Annotated in this window: 20 protein-coding genes; 6 read left to right on the forward strand and 14 right to left on the reverse strand. The window is 34.8% G+C overall.

Features of this window, described 5'->3' with window-relative positions; genetic code table 11:
* From GA0061080_RS02450 to GA0061080_RS02480, 7 genes are all read right to left on the reverse strand, one after another.
* A partial coding sequence (locus GA0061080_RS02450; RefSeq protein ID WP_141683077.1) for a transposase occupies positions 1–243 on the reverse strand: 243 nt, incomplete at its 3' end.
* 128 nt (positions 244–371) lie between these two features.
* The gene (gene galU, locus GA0061080_RS02455; RefSeq protein ID WP_091120490.1) at positions 372–1,286 is read right to left on the reverse strand and encodes a UTP--glucose-1-phosphate uridylyltransferase GalU; all 915 of its coding nucleotides are present in this window, start codon (positions 1,284–1,286) and stop codon (positions 372–374) included.
* Between the two features lie 19 nt (positions 1,287–1,305).
* Positions 1,306–1,818 (reverse strand): DUF2569 family protein, encoded by a 513-nt coding sequence (locus GA0061080_RS02460; protein WP_091120494.1) that lies wholly within the window; start codon positions 1,816–1,818, stop codon positions 1,306–1,308.
* Positions 1,819–2,250: 432 nt separating this feature from the next.
* On the reverse strand, positions 2,251–3,198 hold the full coding sequence (locus tag GA0061080_RS02465; RefSeq protein WP_141683078.1) for a hypothetical protein: 948 nt from the start codon (positions 3,196–3,198) through the stop codon (positions 2,251–2,253).
* A 553-nt stretch (positions 3,199–3,751) separates the two neighbouring features.
* Complete coding sequence (locus tag GA0061080_RS02470) at positions 3,752–3,883, reverse strand: entericidin A/B family lipoprotein (protein ID WP_202112501.1); 132 nt, start codon at positions 3,881–3,883, stop codon at positions 3,752–3,754.
* A gap of 35 nt (positions 3,884–3,918) precedes the next feature.
* Complete coding sequence (locus GA0061080_RS02475; protein WP_091120502.1) at positions 3,919–5,121, reverse strand: amino acid aminotransferase; 1,203 nt, start codon at positions 5,119–5,121, stop codon at positions 3,919–3,921.
* Positions 5,122–5,393: 272 nt separating this feature from the next.
* The gene (locus GA0061080_RS02480; protein WP_091120505.1) at positions 5,394–5,777 is read right to left on the reverse strand and encodes a RidA family protein; all 384 of its coding nucleotides are present in this window, start codon (positions 5,775–5,777) and stop codon (positions 5,394–5,396) included.
* A gap of 199 nt (positions 5,778–5,976) precedes the next feature.
* Here GA0061080_RS02480 and ffh point away from each other — a divergent pair, with 199 nt between their 5' ends.
* Entirely contained in the window at positions 5,977–7,344 is a 1,368-nt protein-coding gene (ffh, locus tag GA0061080_RS02485) for a signal recognition particle protein (protein ID WP_034915314.1), read from the forward strand.
* Positions 7,345–7,482: 138 nt separating this feature from the next.
* On the opposite strand, the gene GA0061080_RS02490 is transcribed toward ffh, so the two are convergent.
* Both GA0061080_RS02490 and ispB read right to left on the reverse strand, forming a co-directional pair.
* Complete coding sequence (locus GA0061080_RS02490) at positions 7,483–8,355, reverse strand: EamA family transporter (protein WP_091120507.1); 873 nt, start codon at positions 8,353–8,355, stop codon at positions 7,483–7,485.
* A gap of 109 nt (positions 8,356–8,464) precedes the next feature.
* The gene (gene ispB / locus GA0061080_RS02495; protein WP_091120510.1) at positions 8,465–9,451 is read right to left on the reverse strand and encodes an octaprenyl diphosphate synthase; all 987 of its coding nucleotides are present in this window, start codon (positions 9,449–9,451) and stop codon (positions 8,465–8,467) included.
* A 200-nt stretch (positions 9,452–9,651) separates the two neighbouring features.
* Between ispB and GA0061080_RS02500 the strand changes: the two genes are divergently transcribed.
* Positions 9,652–10,440 carry a TonB family protein gene (locus GA0061080_RS02500; protein ID WP_167349166.1) on the forward strand — a complete coding sequence of 263 codons (789 nt, stop codon included), beginning with the start codon at positions 9,652–9,654 and terminating at the stop codon, positions 10,438–10,440.
* Positions 10,441–10,532: 92 nt separating this feature from the next.
* Here GA0061080_RS02500 and pepP read toward each other — a convergent pair whose 3' ends face one another.
* Together pepP and GA0061080_RS02510 are read right to left on the reverse strand one after the other, a co-directional pair.
* Positions 10,533–11,843: a Xaa-Pro aminopeptidase gene (pepP, locus tag GA0061080_RS02505; protein ID WP_439330214.1), complete on the reverse strand. Its 1,311-nt coding sequence runs from the start codon at positions 11,841–11,843 to the stop codon at positions 10,533–10,535.
* 44 nt (positions 11,844–11,887) lie between these two features.
* On the reverse strand, positions 11,888–12,430 hold the full coding sequence (locus GA0061080_RS02510; RefSeq protein WP_091120521.1) for a UPF0149 family protein: 543 nt from the start codon (positions 12,428–12,430) through the stop codon (positions 11,888–11,890).
* Between the two features lie 123 nt (positions 12,431–12,553).
* Here GA0061080_RS02510 and GA0061080_RS02515 point away from each other — a divergent pair, with 123 nt between their 5' ends.
* The 4 genes from GA0061080_RS02515 to crr all read left to right on the forward strand — a co-directional run bounded on the left by GA0061080_RS02515 (position 12,554) and on the right by crr (position 15,622).
* The gene (locus GA0061080_RS02515; protein WP_091120524.1) at positions 12,554–12,916 is read left to right on the forward strand and encodes a hypothetical protein; all 363 of its coding nucleotides are present in this window, start codon (positions 12,554–12,556) and stop codon (positions 12,914–12,916) included.
* 155 nt (positions 12,917–13,071) lie between these two features.
* The gene (gene ptsH / locus GA0061080_RS02520) at positions 13,072–13,329 is read left to right on the forward strand and encodes a phosphocarrier protein Hpr (RefSeq protein WP_091120528.1); all 258 of its coding nucleotides are present in this window, start codon (positions 13,072–13,074) and stop codon (positions 13,327–13,329) included.
* A gap of 52 nt (positions 13,330–13,381) precedes the next feature.
* Positions 13,382–15,109, forward strand: coding sequence for a phosphoenolpyruvate-protein phosphotransferase PtsI (ptsI, locus tag GA0061080_RS02525; protein WP_091120532.1), 1,728 nt, complete (start codon positions 13,382–13,384; stop codon positions 15,107–15,109).
* A 9-nt stretch (positions 15,110–15,118) separates the two neighbouring features.
* Positions 15,119–15,622: a PTS glucose transporter subunit IIA gene (crr, locus tag GA0061080_RS02530; protein ID WP_091120535.1), complete on the forward strand. Its 504-nt coding sequence runs from the start codon at positions 15,119–15,121 to the stop codon at positions 15,620–15,622.
* Positions 15,623–15,704: 82 nt separating this feature from the next.
* Here crr and pgi read toward each other — a convergent pair whose 3' ends face one another.
* From pgi to lpxC, 3 genes are all read right to left on the reverse strand, one after another.
* Positions 15,705–17,354: a glucose-6-phosphate isomerase gene (pgi, locus tag GA0061080_RS02535; protein ID WP_091120539.1), complete on the reverse strand. Its 1,650-nt coding sequence runs from the start codon at positions 17,352–17,354 to the stop codon at positions 15,705–15,707.
* A gap of 317 nt (positions 17,355–17,671) precedes the next feature.
* Positions 17,672–18,259 carry a 5'-deoxynucleotidase gene (yfbR, locus tag GA0061080_RS02540; RefSeq protein ID WP_091120542.1) on the reverse strand — a complete coding sequence of 196 codons (588 nt, stop codon included), beginning with the start codon at positions 18,257–18,259 and terminating at the stop codon, positions 17,672–17,674.
* Between the two features lie 82 nt (positions 18,260–18,341).
* Complete coding sequence (gene lpxC, locus GA0061080_RS02545) at positions 18,342–19,256, reverse strand: UDP-3-O-acyl-N-acetylglucosamine deacetylase (protein WP_209435706.1); 915 nt, start codon at positions 19,254–19,256, stop codon at positions 18,342–18,344.
* Positions 19,257–19,274 lie beyond the last annotated feature (18 nt).

The following is a 19,274-nucleotide window of genomic DNA, read 5'->3' on the forward strand; positions in this document are numbered from 1 at the left end:
AACCAGACGACGTTCACTGGGAATACCGAAAAGATACCCCAATAGCATGATTTTAAACAGTCTGACCGGATCTTCTGCCAGGCGCCCGTTATTAGGGCAATAAAGTGGTGCTACCGCTTCTCGAATAAATTCAAAATCAATGACTTTAGCTATTTTACGAACAAGATGATTTTGAGGAACAAGCGCATCTAGTGAGATTTGCTCTATTTTTTCTGGTGTCGCTGGAGTTGGTTTTTTTAGCATAGAAGAATTCCTCTTATAATGGACTCCTCTCTATTAGATCAAAGAACTCGCCAAAAAGCGAGTTCTTTGTCATCAATCTGAAGGACACAAACTGTGTCCTTCTTAGTATTGTTTGATATTAGTTAAAACTAAAGCGTTTTTAACCAAGTTTTAACATCACCACCTAAGCTTTTATGTCGCATCGCATATTGAACAAAAGTTTGTACATAACCTAATTTATTACCACAGTCATGACTACGGCCTTTTATGCAATAAGCATCAACGGGATCTTCTTCAAGTAACATGGCAATGGCATCAGTTAACTGAATTTCACCACCTGCGCCTAATGGCGTTTTAGCAAGTAAAGGCCAAATTTTTTCAGATAACACATAACGCCCAACAATAGATTGATTTGATGGTGCTTCGTCAACCGGTGGTTTTTCAACAACGCTATACATTTGTGTAACATTCCCGGCAGATAGCGATTCACCATGGCAGTCAACAATACCGTAAGAAGAAACTAATTCTTTTGGCACGGGCTCTACCATGATTTGGCTATGTTTGGTTTCATGGTAATTTTTGATCATTGCAGCTAAATTATCGCTGGTAAGGTCACTTTCGTATTCATCGATAATCACATCGGGTAAAACAACAGCAAAAGGTTCATTACCAACCAAAGGGTAAGCACATAATACCGCATGGCCAAGCCCTTTTGCTAAGCCTTGGCGAACGCTAGTTATAGTGACATTTTTAGGTAAAATGCCTTGTACTTCTTGTAATAATTGGCGTTTAACACGCGCCTCTAACATGGCTTCTAATTCAAAACTAGTATCGAAATGGTTTTCAATTGAGTTTTTTGATGAGTGCGTAACAAATATAATTTCAGTTATGCCTGCGGCAATACACTCTTTAACTACATATTGAATAAGTGGCTTGTCAACAACAGGGAGCATCTCCTTTGGAATAGCTTTAGTTGCTGGTAACATACGAGTACCCAAACCTGCAACAGGGATAACCGCTTTTGTTACTTTTCCATTTACTAAATTTTCTAAATTTGATGTCATTTTATTTCCTTAAAACAAATTAACTAATTATGTCGCTATGAGTAACTTCACTATGGCGACCATTAACAAATGTATTTTTGACTCGCACTGACTTTAACACATAAGCAATCCAAATACTGGTATAAATGATTGCTATCACAATATCTTTTATAAAAGAAAACTCAAATTCGAATGGTAATATGATAAAAAGATACCAACATCTTTCAATTAGCTTAAAAACAATAAAACTGCTACTAAATATAATAAAAAAGTTAGGAAATTTATAACTTTTAGTAAAATATAAAAATATAATATAAGCGTTTAAAAGCAATAATAAACAATTTAGACCCATGTCACCTAAAATAAACAGACCCAAATGAATTGTGTGCATTTTCGAGTAGGGATCCAATAATTGTGTCCATACGTCGATAAAATCAACCACATTTAGTATAGAAAAAATAACATATCCAATGTAAAAAAAATAAGAAAATAATTCAATACCAACTAAAATTAGCCAACCGCCTAAACCTTTAAGTTCTTTTTCCTTGATCATTTTTGTTCCTGCTTAATAATCGATAAATCGTTAGATTCAATGAGTGAAGGATTATCCTTATCTTTAGCTAAAGAATCAATAGCGATATAAACAATTTGGCAATTTTGTAACACGGTTTGTCTTTTAACCCCTGTTAAATTTATGTATTTACCTATTTTTTGAACGACTCTAATTAATAAAAACAAGGTAAATATAAAATAGACAAACAAAAACTAAGAAAATGGCAGCAGGACTGGATAAAAGCATAAAAATGTAGAAAGACTTAGGAAAACAAGCATTCTATCTGAGTATTTTTAGCCAATTCAGCGCTTACTCAAAAGATTTTTTATTTCAAAAAAGCGCTTTTGCTATCTAATCACAAAAGCGCAGCTTTATTGGTTTAACACCCATCTTATGCTAGGGTAGCTTTCTATTAGGATTAATGGCTAAAAACTAAGGTGTAACACAAATCATACGTAGAGAAGTAGAATAATCATAGCCGCCTATATCACCAAAACGTGGCCACACAGTGAGCTGGTACCTGTGGTCATCACTTTCGTCACTCGTCCAGTGAAACCCTTCTCTAAATTCTGCGCCATAAACTGAGAGTAGCCCCCACTCTGTAATAAACCCGGCGCCTATTCGACGCTGATAATGATTACCATTTGAGGACGGCGTAGCGCCAACAGCGCCTTTACACCAAAATCCTGAGTTAAAATTGAAACAAACTGCGTTAGTGACATCTTTTACTTTAATAAGTCGATAGCCTAAACTACGGCACCAACTTACTTGATTAGGAAGAGTTTCGAATTTATTAGGCCCTCCACTGACAAACCATTTCTGCAAAACAAATCCATATTTTACAACTTCATTACCTGAACTATCCCTACCCACTAGCTCAAATGTCTGTGGTAAATTTGGCACAGTAATTTTACCTGGATCTGTTGACTGTTTCTGACTATTATTTGCCATTGGTCCGGTTAACTTAACACGTGCTACAACTTTTCCTTTATCGGCAGGAGTAGTCATCCACCACTCATTAGCAACGACATTCGTTACTGTTGCTGTTATTCCCTCATGTGTGACAGGTTCCCATATCAATCCCCCCTCATATCCGTCTATCAATAAATCAAAATATAACCCATCAGCACCCGTTGTCGGAAAATTTTGACTGTATAACATCGGGTTAATTTGAACTAAGAATCCCTTATATGGATTCCATATTTCAGCTGGACCTGCCAGAAAGTCGCTATCGTGAATATCGTCAAGAACGCCACCACCAAATCGTAGACTCGGCCTTGCGTAATTGATAACTGGCGACGGAATCATTATTGCATCACTACGATTACCCGATCGTTCAATTTTACTTATTGATGCCTGTAAATTCCATGAAGACGACAATAATAATGCTAATACTAGCACGGCTTTTTGAGATAACTTCGGCGATAATGCCGATAATAATTTAAGTGATAACTTCGAGAATATAAACGAGGAAAGCGTAAAAAATTGTCTAAGGGCGTTATTTGATAAATTTAAGAGATAGGGTTGCCAGTGTCGGTGTTCGGTGTTCGGTGTTTAAAATTATACAACATAACATTTCGCCTGTCAATTAATTATTTGTTTTATTTAATTTTTTATTTTTATTAGTTCACTAAGTGAACTGAATTGGTTATGATTGTAACTATAAAAAAAACACTTGGCTAGTTTTTTGTGGGATTTTTTTGAAGACTGCTAATAACCTTCTGATTTATCAAAAGGATTATTTCAGGTATATGCTAGGTGATGTATTTAATAAAAATTCGATAGGTTTGAATATTGGCAATTTTCCATAATTAAAGGTGCAATTCGTAAATTTAACGAACCGCACCCAACAAGTAAAAATATAAAATACAAAACATTTTTACTCTAAAAATAGTTAAAAAACGGATATTTTGCTAGACATAGATAACCTTAGTTACATTTTATCACTCACTTTTTCGGCTGTATGTGAAATGGCTTTTCCGCCAGATTCGACATCTTGACCAACACCTTTAACGGTGTTACATCCAACAACTAGAGTCGTCATTGCTATACCTAATATTAACATTAACATTTTATGGAACATAAAAATACACTCCTTTATTAACATGATTGTTTTAGTGCAGCAAATGCTTCTGCCACACGTTCGATATTATGGTGATTTAAACCTGCTACACACATTCTTCCGCTACCCACCAAATAAATAGCAAAATTATCTTTTAATTGTGTAACTTGCTCTTTACTAAAACCGGTATAACTAAACATGCCTTGCTGTTTTACTAAATAATCAAAATGACAATCAGGTACTGCTTTTTTTAATAATTCAACTAGAGTTGATCGCATGGTTACGATGCGATTTCTCATGGAGTCGACTTCTTTAAACCATTGCGCTTTAAGTTCTGGATTATTTAAAACATAACTCACTAACTGCACGCCATATGCCGCAGGAGAAGAATAATTTTTGCGAACGGTTGCTTGCAGCTGCCCTAATACGCAGTTGGCAACATTATTGTTATCACATAAAACCGATAAACCACCGACACGTTCACCATAAAGTGAAAATGTTTTCGAAAATGAGTTGCTAACAAATCCACACAATCCTGCATCTGCCATTTTTCGAATCGCATAAACGTCTTGTTCAATACCTTTGCCAAAGCCTTGATAAGCAATATCCATAAATGGAATAAGATCTCGTGCTTGTAAAACTGCTATTACTTTATCCCACTGTGCTTGCGTTAGATCAGCGCCAGTTGGGTTATGGCAACAAGGGTGTAGTAAGACTATGCTTTTAGCTGGTAGTTGATTTAATGTTTCAAGCATTGCCTCAAATTTTACGCCACATGTTTGTTCATCAAAGTAAGGATATTGGTTTACTTTAAAACCTGCACCATTAAAAATGGCGATGTGATTTTCCCAAGTTGGAGCGCTGACCCATACTTGTGAATTTGGGAAATAGCGAAATAAAAAATCAGCACCTATTTTAAGAGCACCCGATCCGCCTAAGGTTTGTATCGTTGCGATACGTTTATCTTTATAGGCCGAATGCTCTTCACCAAATAATAAAGATTGGATCGCTTGGCAATAAGCTGGTAGCCCACTCATGGGTAAATACAATTGAGCATCTTGATTGTGATGATAGATATAATCACGCGCCGTTTTAATACATTGTAATTGAGGCACTATGCTATTTTCATCATAATAATAACCAATACTTAAATTTATTTTGTTGTCTCGACTATCATTAATAAATTCAGAAACTAACGATAAAATCGGGTCCCCTGCATACGGCTCTACTTTTTCAAACATTTTTACAATCCAATTGGTACAAATAATAATAATAATAAATAATTGTAGATTATTGCACCAACTCTATTGGCGATCAATCATTAAATATTAGTTTTATAGCAAATAATTAAGTTGATTTTTGGTTGGAAAATTGCCGTTTTTTAATAAGAGGAATAAACAACAAAATAACCCAAAAAGGCATGTTTTTATATTAATTTTATACTGAAACACATAGTTACCTGAAACTTTTTGACAAAAATTAGCACCTATTGGTGCTAATTTGATAAGCAAATTTATTTAGCGGCAATAACTTCGATTTCGACTTTAGCATCTTTGGGAATTCGAGCTACTTGTACGCAAGAACGTGCAGGGAAAGATGCATTATTTTCAATAAAAAAGGCTTCGTATACTGCATTTACCGCAGCAAAATCATTCATATCGGCTAAAAAAATAGTCGTTTTAACAATATTATTTACTTGATAACCCGCAGCGGTAACAATGGCTTTAACATTAGCTAAACTTTGTTTGGCTTGCTCTTTAACACAAGTTGGCATTTCACCAGTTGTTGGATCTAATGGAATTTGTCCTGAGGCAAATAACATATTGCCTAAATCCATAGCTTGAACATAAGGTCCAATAGCGGCTGGCGCTTTATCAGTACTAATTATTTTTGCCATATTTAATTTTCTCCTTTTTAATCTATTGCATTATTTAGTTATCAATATGGTGAATATATTTGGTTTTTCTTTTTTGTTTTATGTTCTCATTTCATCAGGAACACAATTTAGTGTCAAGCTAACGCAAAATTATGATCGTGGGACTTATTGAAATTTTCTGATATTATAAACATAATTTTTTTATTCATTGAGAGTTAATATGTTCGAGAATTTAACCGACCGTTTATCACAAACATTCCGCAATATTAGTGGTCGAGGAAGATTATCTGAAGATAATATCAAAGATGCATTGCGCGATGTTCGTATGGCACTACTTGAGGCCGATGTTGCACTACCCGTAGTTCGTGAATTTATTAATCAAGTTAAAGAAAAGGCTGTTGGATTAGATGTCAATAAGAGCTTAACCCCAGGTCAAGAATTTATCAAAATAGTTCAGGCAGAATTAACAACGGCTATGGGTGAGGTTAATAGTTCGCTCAATTTGGCAACTCAACCACCCGCAGTGATTTTAATGGCAGGTTTGCAAGGGGCAGGTAAAACAACGAGCGTTGCTAAGCTAGCTAAATTTTTAAAAGAAAAACATAAAAAGAAAGTGTTGGTTGTTTCTGCCGATGTTTATCGCCCTGCTGCGATTAAACAGCTCGAAACGTTAGCTAAAGCTATTGATGTTGAAGTTTTTCCATCTGATATTGCTGAAAAGCCAGTCAATATCGTTAATAAAGCTATTTCGCACGCTAAATTGCAATTTTTTGATGTGTTAATTGTTGATACTGCAGGCCGTTTGCATGTTGATAGCGATATGATGGATGAAATCAAAGCGCTCCATCATGCCGTCAATCCAATTGAAACGCTATTTGTGGTCGATGCTATGACAGGGCAAGATGCTGCTAATACCGCAAAAGCATTTAATGATGCATTACCGCTTACTGGTGTAATTTTAACAAAAGTTGACGGGGATGCTCGTGGTGGTGCAGCGTTATCAATTCGCCATATTACCGGTAAGCCAATTAAATTTTTAGGAATGGGTGAAAAGACAGACGCTTTAGAGCCATTTTACCCTGATCGCATTGCTTCACGTATTTTAGGTATGGGCGATGTGCTATCTTTAATTGAAGAGTTGCAAAGCAATGTCGATCGCGAAAAAGCTGAAAAAATTGCCAAGAAGCTAAAAAAAGGTGATAAATTTGATTTTAACGATTTCCAAGATCAGTTAAAACAGATGCGTAATATGGGCGGAATGGGGGCTTTGTTAGCTAAATTGCCAGGTGTTGGTCAACTTCCTGATCATATTAAAGCACAGATGGATGATAAAATTACCATCAAAATGGAAGCAATCATTGGTTCAATGACATTAAAAGAGCGAGCTAACCCTGAAATCATTAAAGGATCTCGTAAACGCCGTATTGCCAACGGTTCGGGAACTCAGGTTCAAGATGTCAACAAGCTGTTAAAACAGTTTGAAGATATGCAAAAGATGATGAAAAAAATGAAAGGTGGCGGCATGATGAAGATGATGCGCCAAATGAAAGGATTAATGGGCGGTGGTATGGGATTACCTCCTCGTTAAGTCATTAATACTAAATTTTCAATTAAATGAGTTATAACTGAGTACTTAGTAACTGTTAACTATAGCTCGCCGTACAACCACTATCGCGCTTATAAACCACTATCCACTTATAAATAGTGCGATAGTGGTTTTAATTGTTTAATTGTTTGGTTTACTCGATTTTATTTTTACTGGACGACTCATAGTTAGCACTGTACCTATCGATGAGGTAATAATAAAAATAATGGCTAACCACTGGTAGTGGGTTAGTTGTTCATGCAAAACAATGAATCCAGAAAGTGCGGCAAAAACAGGCGATAAGCTCATTAATGTACTAAATGTTTGTGCTGGTAATTTTGGTAGTGCAATCATGTCTAATCCATAAGGGATTGCTGATGCTAATAATGAGACCAGAAAAACCATTGGGAGCAATTCCAACGAAAACATGGTACTGCCACTTTGCCAAATTCCAATAGGAAATAAAAAGCACGAAGCAATGACTGATCCAATCGCTACGCTGGCTGAGCCATAAATAGTGCTGGCTTTGCGTCCAAATAAGATGTAACACGCCCAACCACTTCCCGCTAACAACGCAAATAAAATCCCTATAGGGTCTAAATTATCTGAAACTTGATAAAGTGGTAAAAGCATAGATAGACCAATAATAGCAATACCTAACCAAATAAAATCAAGTAGTTTTCGTGATGAGCACATCGCCACTATAATTGGCCCAGTGAGTTCAATGGCAACTGCAATACCTAGCGGAATTCTTGCGATTGCGTTGTAAAACGCTAAATTCATACAACCAATTGAAATGCCATACAAAAAAACGTATTTCAATGCCTGTTTTGTCATTGTTTTACGCCATGGTTTGAATATAAAAATCAACATAATGGATGAAAAAAACAATCGCCAAGCCGTCATCCCTTCAGGCCCTAATACAGGAAACAGATATTTGGCTATTGAGGCACTACCTTGCACTGAAATCATCGAGATAAAAATTAACAAAACAGGCCAAAACCTTTTAAGCATAAATAATTACCTTAAATTTAATTATTGTATATGAAACTAATGACAAAAAGTTTCAGGAAACTATGCGTTTGAGTATAAAAAGCATATATTTAATTGATTTATTGGATAATTAGCTTTCTCTTTTTACTGACAATAAGGCAAGATCTTGTAACGCTTGTTTATAAGGCGAATCAGGTAAAATTGCGATAACGTCAAACGCTTTTTGCGCTTCTTTTTGAGCGGTTTGTAACGTAAAATCTAGCGAACCACATTCGTCCATGATGTTTAAAATACGATCTAATAATTGTCGACCATTACCTTGCTCTATTGCTTGGCGAATTAATGCCGCATCTTGGGCATTTTTTGTGTGGTGCATAGCATGTAAAAGCGGTAGAGTGGGTTTGCCTTCGTTAAGATCGTCCCCTAAATTTTTACCTAATTTTTGATTGCTATCAGCGCTATAATCAAGTAGATCATCAATGATTTGAAAGGCTGTGCCTAGATATTTTCCATATTCTTGTAAGGCGAGTTCTTGCTCCTCACTAGCTCCTGCTAGGACTGCAGCAGAATGCGATGTTGCTTCAAATAGACGTGCCGTTTTGCGATAAATTACATCTAAATATTGTTCTTTTGTGATATCAGGATCATTACAATTAATCAACTGTTGTACTTCACCTTCAGCTATTACATTGGTTGCAGCCGACATGATCGTCAATACTTTAAACGATTCTGTACGTACCATCATTTGAAAAGAGCGTGTGTAAATATAATCGCCAACTAATACGCTCGCGGCATTTCCAAAAAGTGCATTGGCGGTTGATTTACCTCGGCGTAAATCGGATTCGTCAACAACATCATCATGCAATAAGGTGGCGGTATGAATAAATTCAATAAAAGCAGCTGTGATAATATGTTTATCACCTTGGTAGTTGAGTGCTTTAGCAATTAACAATGCAATAACCGGACGAATACGTTTTCCACCACTACTAATAATGTAATTGCCTAATTGATTAATTAAAGCCACATCAGAAGTTAGTTCTGCCTGTATTGCCTCATTTACTTTGACTAAATCATTTTTAACAAGATCGAGTATTTGATTCATTGATGGAGTGTTCATCAGCCTAACCACTACAAATAATAAATATTTGTTTCTATTATCTGATAAATATCTTTATGCAACAAGGTGTCATCTATCTTATTTTAAAATAACACTACAAATGATAAGCATTTTCATTTAGAATAACGGTCATTAAGTTAAATATGATTATTATTATGAAGATTAACTTTGATATAGATCTCAATAATACTAAGGTCCCTTTGAGTCCAATTAAAAAAAAACCTAGAAACACCTATGCATATACATCAGTTTCTGTATTGTCGCATCTTATCTTATTTGCACTGATCTTTAGTTCTGCCTTGTTTGCTAAAAATATTACTGTTGATGAAGGTGATAATGCTATTAAAGCAATTATGGTCGATCTATCGCAATTTGCCGCCCCTGAACAATCATTAGTTGAAAATACCCCAGAAACTCAAGGTGCGGAAAATAGCGAACTGATCGATAACAAACAAATTGAAGAAACACCAATTGATCCTGTTGTTGAACCTGAAGTGGTTAAAGAAGAAAATTCGGAACCTATTATCGAAAAAAAACCTGATAAATCAACCACTTCCCCCCAAAAGGAAGTTGTAGTAAAAAAAGAGAAAAAGCCCAAAAAAAAGCGCCAATCAGTCCAAAAATCTTCTCATAAACAAGTTAGGCAAGAAGTGATTAGTGAAAATTTGGCAAATACCTCTGTTGCACCCAAACTTTCAGATAATCGCCAATATTCAGGTAATCCTTCTCCAATTAGACGAAATCAACCTGAGTATCCACGCCGAGCGCTTGATATGCGCTTAGAAGGTTATGTGATAGCAATGTTTGATGTTAATAGCGATGGTCGAGTTGAAAATATTCGCATCGTTGAAGCAAATCCTAATAATATATTTAATCGTTCGGTAATAAATGCCATGAAAACTTGGAAATACAAGCCAATTCCGGCAAAAAACCTAAAAATTAGAATTATTTTTAATCGTGATAAATCGATTCGTTTAGATAACAATTAGATGCCTAAATAGTTAGGTATTAACTTTTTGATGATTAGCTAACTAATAAGCCATAACTTTAAGCAAAGAGGTTATGGCTTACCATTAATAATTTACTTATTTTTTCCCATTAGCTTTTCAATTTCGTTCGGTTCTTTAGGAACACCGCTGGTTAGAACTTCATTGCCTGATTGTGTGATTAAAATATTATCTTCAATCCGAATACCGATACCTTTATATTGCTCTGGCACATCGGCATCTTGATTAATATATAACCCTGGTTCTACTGTTAAAACCATACCTGGCTCTAATATTCTAGCTCGATTACTACCTACATCATGCACATCAATTCCTAACCAATGTCCTAAACCGTGCATGTAATATTGTGTATAAGCTTTATTAGCAATTAAGCTATCAACATCACCTTGCATAATCCCGAGTTTTACTAAACCTTCTACCATCGTTCTTACAACTTGATTATTGACTTCCATAATTGAAGTGCCCGGTTTAAATAATTTAATGGCTTGATATTGTGATGCTAAAACGATGTTATAAATTTCAAGTTGAGCGTGGTTAAATTTGCCATTGATAGGAAAAGTGCGAGTTATATCTCCTGCATAGTACTGATATTCACAACCCGCATCAATTAAAACTAAATCGCCATCTTTTAACTGCTGACTATTATTTTCATAATGTAGTATACATCCATTATTACCACTACCAACAATGGTGTTATAAGATGGATATCGAGCTCCATGCCAAGCAAATTCGTGTAAAATTTCGGCTTCTAGCTGGTATTCAAACATAGTTGGCTGACATTTTTGCATAGCACGAACATGTGCTTTAGCACTAATTTGACAAGCTTGGCGTAAAATAGCCATTTCAAAGTCAGATTTAAACATGCGCATTTCATGAACTAGCGGTCGCCAATCAATCATGCAATTGGGTGCGAAAAGATTCAATTTATTACCTTTTCGCAACGTTTCCATCGCATTATCAACAATGTCATCAGCATAATCATATTGTTGATCAGCATGATAGATTGCTGTTTTACCATTCAATAAATGAGGTAATACGGTATCAATTTCATCAAATGCATAGGCTTCATCAACAAAAATGGCATCTAACGCTGCTTGTTGTCCTAATCGGTAACCTGTCCAAGTTTCGGCTAACGGATCTTTTTTGCGATTAAATAAAACAAATTTAGTTGAATTATCTTGTTGTTTAACAATAATAAAAACTGCTTCTGGCTCAGCAAAAAGCGTAAAATACCAAAAATCACTATTTTGTCGATAAGGGTAATTTGTGTCATTACTTCGTGTTATTTCAGGGGCCGCAAAAAAAAGTGCAACGCTATTTGCGGTCATCTGAGCTAATAGTTTTTCCCGTCGTGTCAATAGTTCTGTTTTGATATTACTGTTTATCATAGTTATGGCCTTATTTAATGGGATGTAATTATTAATATTGATTAATGAATTGTTGTAGCTATATCGGGCTCGTTAAACTCATCAAAACAGAGCATAGCGGTTATACGAACATACTCTTTAATTTCTTCAAATGCAAAACCAAGTTCTTGTTGATCTTCACTTTCATCATAACCCAATTTAACAATTTGGCGTAGATCATAGATTGCTTCACCAACATCACCTTTAAGATGATTAATTTTTGGCTGTGCAAGTCCAATACCAAGCAAAAAGTGATTCACCCAGCCAACCAAATCATCAATTTGCGTAAACAAATCATGATGGCTAAGTAACAGCTCAAATTCAAAATTATCTTCAGAAAACTGTTGCTTAGTTAACTGATAAAGCCTTGTTATTTGCTCAGCTAATGGTTCAACAATCGCTTGACCATTATTTAACATATCGCTAACTAAAGGACGCCAACTTTCATCATGATTACCACCTGCTAAAATTCCAGAAAGAAAACCATGAAACTCAGCAGCGGTAATACCGATTTTATTTTGGATTAGTTGACGATTAAATTCGTCGTAATTAATAGTATCTTGCATAAATTTCCTCTAATATTATCACATTGCTAAAAATGTACTCTGCACTTTCTTTGATTATTAGTATATAATCCGTAACCAATTGTAAATAATAAACAGGTTACTGTGCTTTATAAAGGAATTATTTTGAACATTGTTAGATTAATTGCCAAATTACCTCTGAAACGATTAAGTCTATTATGTTTTTCAGGATTAGTGTTTTTGTTAGCATCCTGTAGTTCATTTTTACCTAATAAAGGTGTCATTATCCTTGATGTACAGGATAAAATACAGACCAATGTAACCAGTCAAGATTTACCTAAATCATATAAAATAGGTGATGGCGAACAAGAATTACAGAGATTTGAAACTTTCTGTAAAGAAGAAATTCACGCCTCACAACTTGATGGTAGTGAAGAAATTGTGTTTGAAAACATCAAACATGGAATCCATGGACAGGTAGAATTTAAAAAATGTAGTGATAAAATCACTCGCATCTACCGATATTAATAAAATGGTATTAATAAAAGGTAGCTATCTTTATAAATTAAAGCTAATAAGATTGAGTTAATATAAAAGATATATGAAAAATCTTACTAGCCTTTCAGACAGTTTTTATTTATATTGGTCGCTAGAATGAAAATATTTTTGGGAGTAACAATAATATGTACAAACAAGATGTAACCATTACTGCATCTAATGGTCTTCATACTCGCCCTGCAGCACAATTTGTGAAAGAAGCCAAAAACTTTAATGCAGAAATTACTGTCACATCTAATGGTAAAAGTGCAAGTGCTAAAAGCCTATTTAAATTACAAACATTAGGTTTAACACAAGGTACAACCATTACCATCGCAGCCGAAGGTGAAGATGAAAAAGAAGCAGTTGATCATTTAGTAAAATTAATTCCTAAATTGGAATAATAACTCCCGATTAGCTATGAAAGGTTTTGAAATTGAATAAGGATTAAATGTTATGGTATCAGGTATACTTGTTTCCCCCGGCATCGCGTTTGCGAAAGCGTTATTACTAAAAGAAGAACCAATTGTTATTAACAATAGACAAGTTGTTGATAATAAAATTGACTCTGAAATCGAACGCTTTAAGGCAGCTCGAGAAAAATCAAGTGAACAGTTACACGTAATTATGGAGCGTGCAAAATCAACATTAGGCGAAGATAAAGCAGCCATTTTTGAAGGACATATTATGCTTCTTGAAGATGAAGATCTTGAACAAGAAGTGATTTCTCGTATTCAAAGCAAACATTCAAGTGCAGACGCTGCGGTCCAATCTGTTTTTGAAACTCAAGCTAAAGAATTAGAAAACTTAGATGATGAATATTTAAAAGAGCGTGCTGCCGATATTCGTGATATCGGTAAACGATTACTTAAAAATATTTTAGGTATCGAAATTGTTGACTTGAGTGCAATAAGCCAACCATGTGTTTTAGTTGCTACTGACTTAACACCGTCAGAAACCGCGCAATTAAACTTAGACATGGTATTAGGTTTTATTACTGACGCAGGTGGCCGTACTTCACACACATCAATTATGGCTCGCTCTTTGGAAATCCCTGCTATTGTTGGTACATCTAATGCTACTCAAAAGATCAAGCATGGTGATTTTATTATTTTAGATGCAATAAATAATGCCATTTATATTAATCCAAATCATAGCACTCAAGAAAAACTAAAACAAGTTCAGACCAAATACGTTGCCGATAAAGAAGAACTGGCAAAGTTAAAAGATTTACCTGCAGTCACACTTGATGGTCATCAAGTAGAAATTTGTAGTAACATAGGTACCGTCCGTGATATTACTGGAGCTGAGCGTAATGGTTACGAGGGGGTTGGGCTTTATCGTACTGAATTTTTATTCATGGATCGTGAAGCATATCCAAACGAAGAGGAACAATTTAAGGCCTACAAAGAAGTTGCTGAAGCAGCTAATGGCCTATCAATTATTGTCCGTACCATGGATATTGGTGGTGACAAAGATGTACCTTATATGCACCTACCAAAAGAAGAAAACCCATTTTTAGGCTGGCGAGCTATTCGTATATGCTTAGATCGCAAAGAAATATTACACGCACAACTACGTGCAATATTACGGGCATCGGCATTTGGTAAACTTCGTATCATGTTCCCGATGATTATTTCAGTTGAAGAAATTCGTACCTTAAAGTCAGAAATCAATATTCTTAAAGAACAATTAAATGTTGAAGGTAAAGCATTTGATAAAAATATTGAAATCGGTGTTATGATTGAAACACCAGCAGCAGCTGTAATTGCACACCATTTAGCCAAAGAGGTGGATTTCTTTAGTATCGGTACTAACGATTTAACACAATACACTTTAGCTGTTGACCGTGGTAATGAACTTATTTCTCACCTTTATAATCCTTTTTCACCTTCAGTGTTGGCACTGATTAAAAAAGTTATTGATGCTTCTCACAAAGAAGGTAAATGGACTGGCATGTGTGGTGAACTTGCTGGCGATGAAAGAGCAACTATCTTATTACTTGGTATGGGACTTGATGAATTCAGTATGAGTGCAGTATCTATTCCAAAAATTAAAAAATTAATTCGCAATACAAATTACGCAGAAGCGAAAAAATTTGCAGATACCGTACTTGAAAAAGCAACATCCAAAGAAATCATCGAGTTAATTGAAAATTATACTGCTGAAAAGCAAGTTTGTTAGGAGACAATAATGGGTCTATTCGATAAAATTAAGCAATTTGTATCCGATGATAATAAAAACAGCATCGAGATTATTGCTCCTCTAAGTGGCGAAATTGTCAAAATCGAAGATGTTCCAGATGTAGTTTTTGCTGAAAAAATCGTTGGAGATGGCATTGCAATTAAACCATCTGGCAATAAAATTGTTGCACCATTAAATGGTAAAATTGGCAAAATTTTCGAAACCAACCACGCTTTTGCTATTGAATCAGACGAAGGCATTGAACTTTTTGTTCACTTTGGTATTGATACCGTAGAACTAAAAGGCGAAGGCTTTACTCGAATTGCAGAAGAAGGTCAACACGTAAAAGTAGGTGATACGATTATTGAAATCGATTTGCCATTACTTGAAAGCAAAGCAAAATCAGTGTTAACCCCAGTGGTTATTTCTAATATGGAAACTGTCGTTGAGTTAACTAAATTATCTGGTTCTGTTGAAGCGGGTAAAACACCAATAATACGAATTAAAAAGTAACTCCATAAAATATAATAAAACCTTCAGCCAAGGCCGAAGGTTTTATTTTGTCCTCTTATAATAGCTGATTGACTAAAACAATCTAACGCCACTTTTTATATTGGTTGATCAAATTGTTGGTCGAATCATCATGGGAACTCACTGGCTTATCATCAGCTAATTCAGGTAGAATTCGCCCAGCTAATTGTTTACCAAGCTCCACACCCCATTGATCGAAACTAAAGATATTTAAAATAACCCCTTGAGTAAAAATTTTATGTTCATACATCGCAACCAATGCGCCAAGTGTATAAGGAGTGATTTTCTTCACTAATATCGAATTAGTCGGTTTATTACCATCAAAGACTTTAAATGGCACAATAGATTTAACCTCGTTAAGTGTCTTACCTGCGGCAATAAACTCTTGCTCGACTTGCGCTTTTGTTTTACCAAATGCTAATGCCTCGGTTTGAGCAAAAAAGTTAGAAAGCAACTTAGGATGATGATCGCCAACAGGATTATGGCTAATTGCTGGAGCAATAAAGTCACAAGGAATGAGCTTAGTTCCTTGATGAATTAATTGATAAAACGCATGTTGACCATTTGTTCCTGGCTCACCCCAAATAATTGGACCTGTAGTATAAGGCGTTTTATTTCCATTACGATCAACACTCTTACCGTTCGACTCCATATTCCCTTGTTGGAAATAAGCAGCAAAACAATGCATATACTGATCATAAGGCAAAATTGCCTCGGTTTCAGCACCGCAAAAATTGTTATACCAAATACCAATTAACGCAAGCAAAGTTGGAATATTTTTATCGATTGGTGCATTTTGGAAGTGTTTATCCATTGCATGGCCGCCAGCTAAAAATTGCTTAAAGTTATCAAATCCAATAGATAAAACAATCGATAATCCTATTGCAGACCATGACGAATAACGTCCACCAACCCAATCCCAAAACTCAAACATATTAGCTGTATCAATACCAAATTTTTCAACCTCTTTGGCATTGGTTGATAATGCAACAAAATGCAACGCAACCGCTTTATCATCCTTAGCAGCATCAATTAACCATGCGCGTGCTGTCTGTGCATTAGTCATAGTCTCTTGTGTAGTAAAGGTTTTAGAAGCCACTAAAAATAATGTCGTTTCAGGATTTAAACCTTTAAGTGCTTCAACAATATGTGTACCATCTACATTTGATACGAAATGCATGTTCAAGTGGTTTTTATAAGGTCGTAGTGCTTCGGTAATCATTACTGGTCCTAGATCTGAACCACCAATACCGATGTTCACCACATCAGTAATTTTTTTACCGGTATAGCCTTTCCACTCACCATTGATCACTTTTTTACTGAATGATTCCATCTTAGCTAAGACAGCGTTAACATCATCCATCACATTCTTACCATCAACATAAATTGGTGTATTTGATACGTTACGTAATGCAACATGTAATACAGCTCGATTTTCTGTACAATTAATCTTTTCACCACTATACATGGCTTTAGTAGCACCAATTAGATCGCATTCATCAGCTAGCTTATAAAGCAATTCTAGCGTTTCTTGCGTTACTCTATTTTTAGACAAATCAACTAAAAACTCATCTTCAAAAGGAATAGTAAGTTTTTCAACGCGTTTCGGTTCTTCTTTCAAAATTTGTGCAATGGTTTTATTGTGGTGTTTTTCGTAACTAGCTTGAAGGGATTTCCAAGATTGGGTTGTTGTCGGATCAATTGATTTTAACATAATTTATTCCTTAAATAACATTATATTCCTTTCATAATATAACTAAGCCTAAAATGATGCAAGTTAATGATCTTATCAGTAAAAATAAGTTTAATAGGAAATAATAGATACTATATTCTTTAATCAAAGTACATAAAATATGGCATTAAATTAAAATAGAACTTACCCTAAATTTTGTATCTATCAATTAAAGTTTAGCTACAACTAAAAACTATTACCGTTATTAAAATATCTTTCTTATCGGCAATATCATATTTTATGTTCTGAAAATAATGGATTAGCTGTAATAGATAATACCTTAACTAGGTAAATTATTTTTACATCGTTATTTCATCTAATGACAAACTAAAACTAGGAAGAAAAGCATCTAAAAAATAGTCCATTTCAGGGCTGCTGCGTTCAGATAAAGTTTTCTTTAAACGTTGTTCTGCTAATTTAAACTCATTATTACCAGCACTCAATTCTTCAATCGTTTTAAGATAGGCACATAATGCATCAGCCTGTTTTACGATACTTTTTTCTGCTTCGTTATAAAAATCATCATCAATGAGTGTTTTAAAATCTTCCTGTAGATCTTTTGGAAGCATATTAATTAGTTTGTGTTGGGCTATTTTTTCAATTTTTTTATATTCAACGGTAATTTGTGGGTTGTAGTATTTTGTCGGTGTTGGTAAATCGCCCGTGATAACCTCTGAAACATCATGATACATTGCTAACAATGCAATTCGTTCGGGGTTTACATTGCCATTAAATTTTTTATTTTTAATTATAGCCAAAGCATGCGCAATAAAAGCAACTTGTAAACTATGTTCTGATACATTTTCTGTTCTTACATTACGCATTAAAGGCCAACGGTTAATAAGTTTTAATCGCGATAAATGAGCAAAAAAATGACTATTATTCATGTTATTATCTCTTTAATATAAAATAAAAACGCCCCTATTTAAAATAGGAGCGTTTATAATATATAATAATATTTTTATGACTTTATGCTAGAATAAGCTGCTTAGTACCCAACGCAAGTGGTACAGTTTGTTCTTCTGTAAATGTCACATATTCCCACGCACTTTGTTTAGCTAACAATGCTTGTAATAATTGATTATTTAATGCATGGCCTGATTTATAACAAACGACTTCACCAATCATATTATGACCGCTCATATATAAATCACCAATAGTATCAAGCATTTTGTGACGTACAAACTCATCCTCAAAACGCAGTCCATCTTCATTAAGCACTTTATAATCATCAACAACAATTGCGCAATCTAAACTACCACCTAAGCATAAACCTTTAGATTGCAATGCTTCAATATCACGCATAAAACCAAACGTCCTAGCTCGGCTAATTTGACAAATAAATGATTCAGATGAAAAATCCAATTGATAGCGTTGTGAACTACTATCAATAGCAGGATGATGGAAATCAATAGTAAAATCTAATCTAAAACCACTATGAGGTCTTACTTCTGCCCATTTATCACCATTTTCAACTCGAACAGTTTCCTTTATTCGTAAAAATTTTTTAAGTGCATTTTGTTCAGCAATACCTGCATCAAGTAATAAATAAACAAAAGGGCTAGCACTACCATCCATAATTGGAATTTCAGGAGCATTAACTTCAATAATAATATTGTCAATGCCAAGTCCTGCTAAGGCAGAATTAATATGTTCGACTGTTGAAATTCGAACATTATCTTCGTTTACTAAACAAGTACAAAGCATCGTATCACGTACAGATTTTGCATCTACAGGAAAATCCACATATGGATCTAAATCAGTACGACGATAAATAATACCTGTATTTTCAGGCGCAGGGCGTAATGTCAAAGTAACTTTCTTGCCGGTATGTAAACCAACTCCAGTTGCTTGAATAGTTTTTTTTAATGTTCTTTGTTTCACTTTGCACCTACTTTTTAT

The sequence above is a fragment of the Gilliamella intestini genome (assembly GCF_900094935.1).
Lineage (GTDB): Bacteria > Pseudomonadota > Gammaproteobacteria > Enterobacterales > Orbaceae > Gilliamella > Gilliamella intestini.

Bases quoted from the DNA above. Each gene is read 5' to 3' on its own strand.
- GA0061080_RS02490 (WP_091120507.1), bottom strand. From the start codon at position 8,355: ATGCTTAAAAGGTTTTGGCCTGTTTTGTTAATTTTTATCTCGATGATT.
- crr (WP_091120535.1), top strand. From the start codon at position 15,119: ATGGGTCTATTCGATAAAATTAAGCAATTTGTATCCGATGATAATAAA.
- pgi (WP_091120539.1), bottom strand. From the start codon at position 17,354: ATGTTAAAATCAATTGATCCGACAACAACCCAATCTTGGAAATCCCTT.
- galU (WP_091120490.1), bottom strand. From the start codon at position 1,286: ATGACATCAAATTTAGAAAATTTAGTAAATGGAAAAGTAACAAAAGCG.
- yfbR (WP_091120542.1), bottom strand. From the start codon at position 18,259: ATGAATAATAGTCATTTTTTTGCTCATTTATCGCGATTAAAACTTATT.
- GA0061080_RS02510 (WP_091120521.1), bottom strand. From the start codon at position 12,430: ATGCAAGATACTATTAATTACGACGAATTTAATCGTCAACTAATCCAA.
- GA0061080_RS02475 (WP_091120502.1), bottom strand. From the start codon at position 5,121: ATGTTTGAAAAAGTAGAGCCGTATGCAGGGGACCCGATTTTATCGTTA.
- ptsI (WP_091120532.1), top strand. From the start codon at position 13,382: ATGGTATCAGGTATACTTGTTTCCCCCGGCATCGCGTTTGCGAAAGCG.
- GA0061080_RS02480 (WP_091120505.1), bottom strand. From the start codon at position 5,777: ATGGCAAAAATAATTAGTACTGATAAAGCGCCAGCCGCTATTGGACCT.
- GA0061080_RS02470 (WP_202112501.1), bottom strand. From the start codon at position 3,883: ATGTTAATATTAGGTATAGCAATGACGACTCTAGTTGTTGGATGTAAC.
- ptsH (WP_091120528.1), top strand. From the start codon at position 13,072: ATGTACAAACAAGATGTAACCATTACTGCATCTAATGGTCTTCATACT.
- GA0061080_RS02460 (WP_091120494.1), bottom strand. From the start codon at position 1,818: ATGATCAAGGAAAAAGAACTTAAAGGTTTAGGCGGTTGGCTAATTTTA.
- ffh (WP_034915314.1), top strand. From the start codon at position 5,977: ATGTTCGAGAATTTAACCGACCGTTTATCACAAACATTCCGCAATATT.
- ispB (WP_091120510.1), bottom strand. From the start codon at position 9,451: ATGAACACTCCATCAATGAATCAAATACTCGATCTTGTTAAAAATGAT.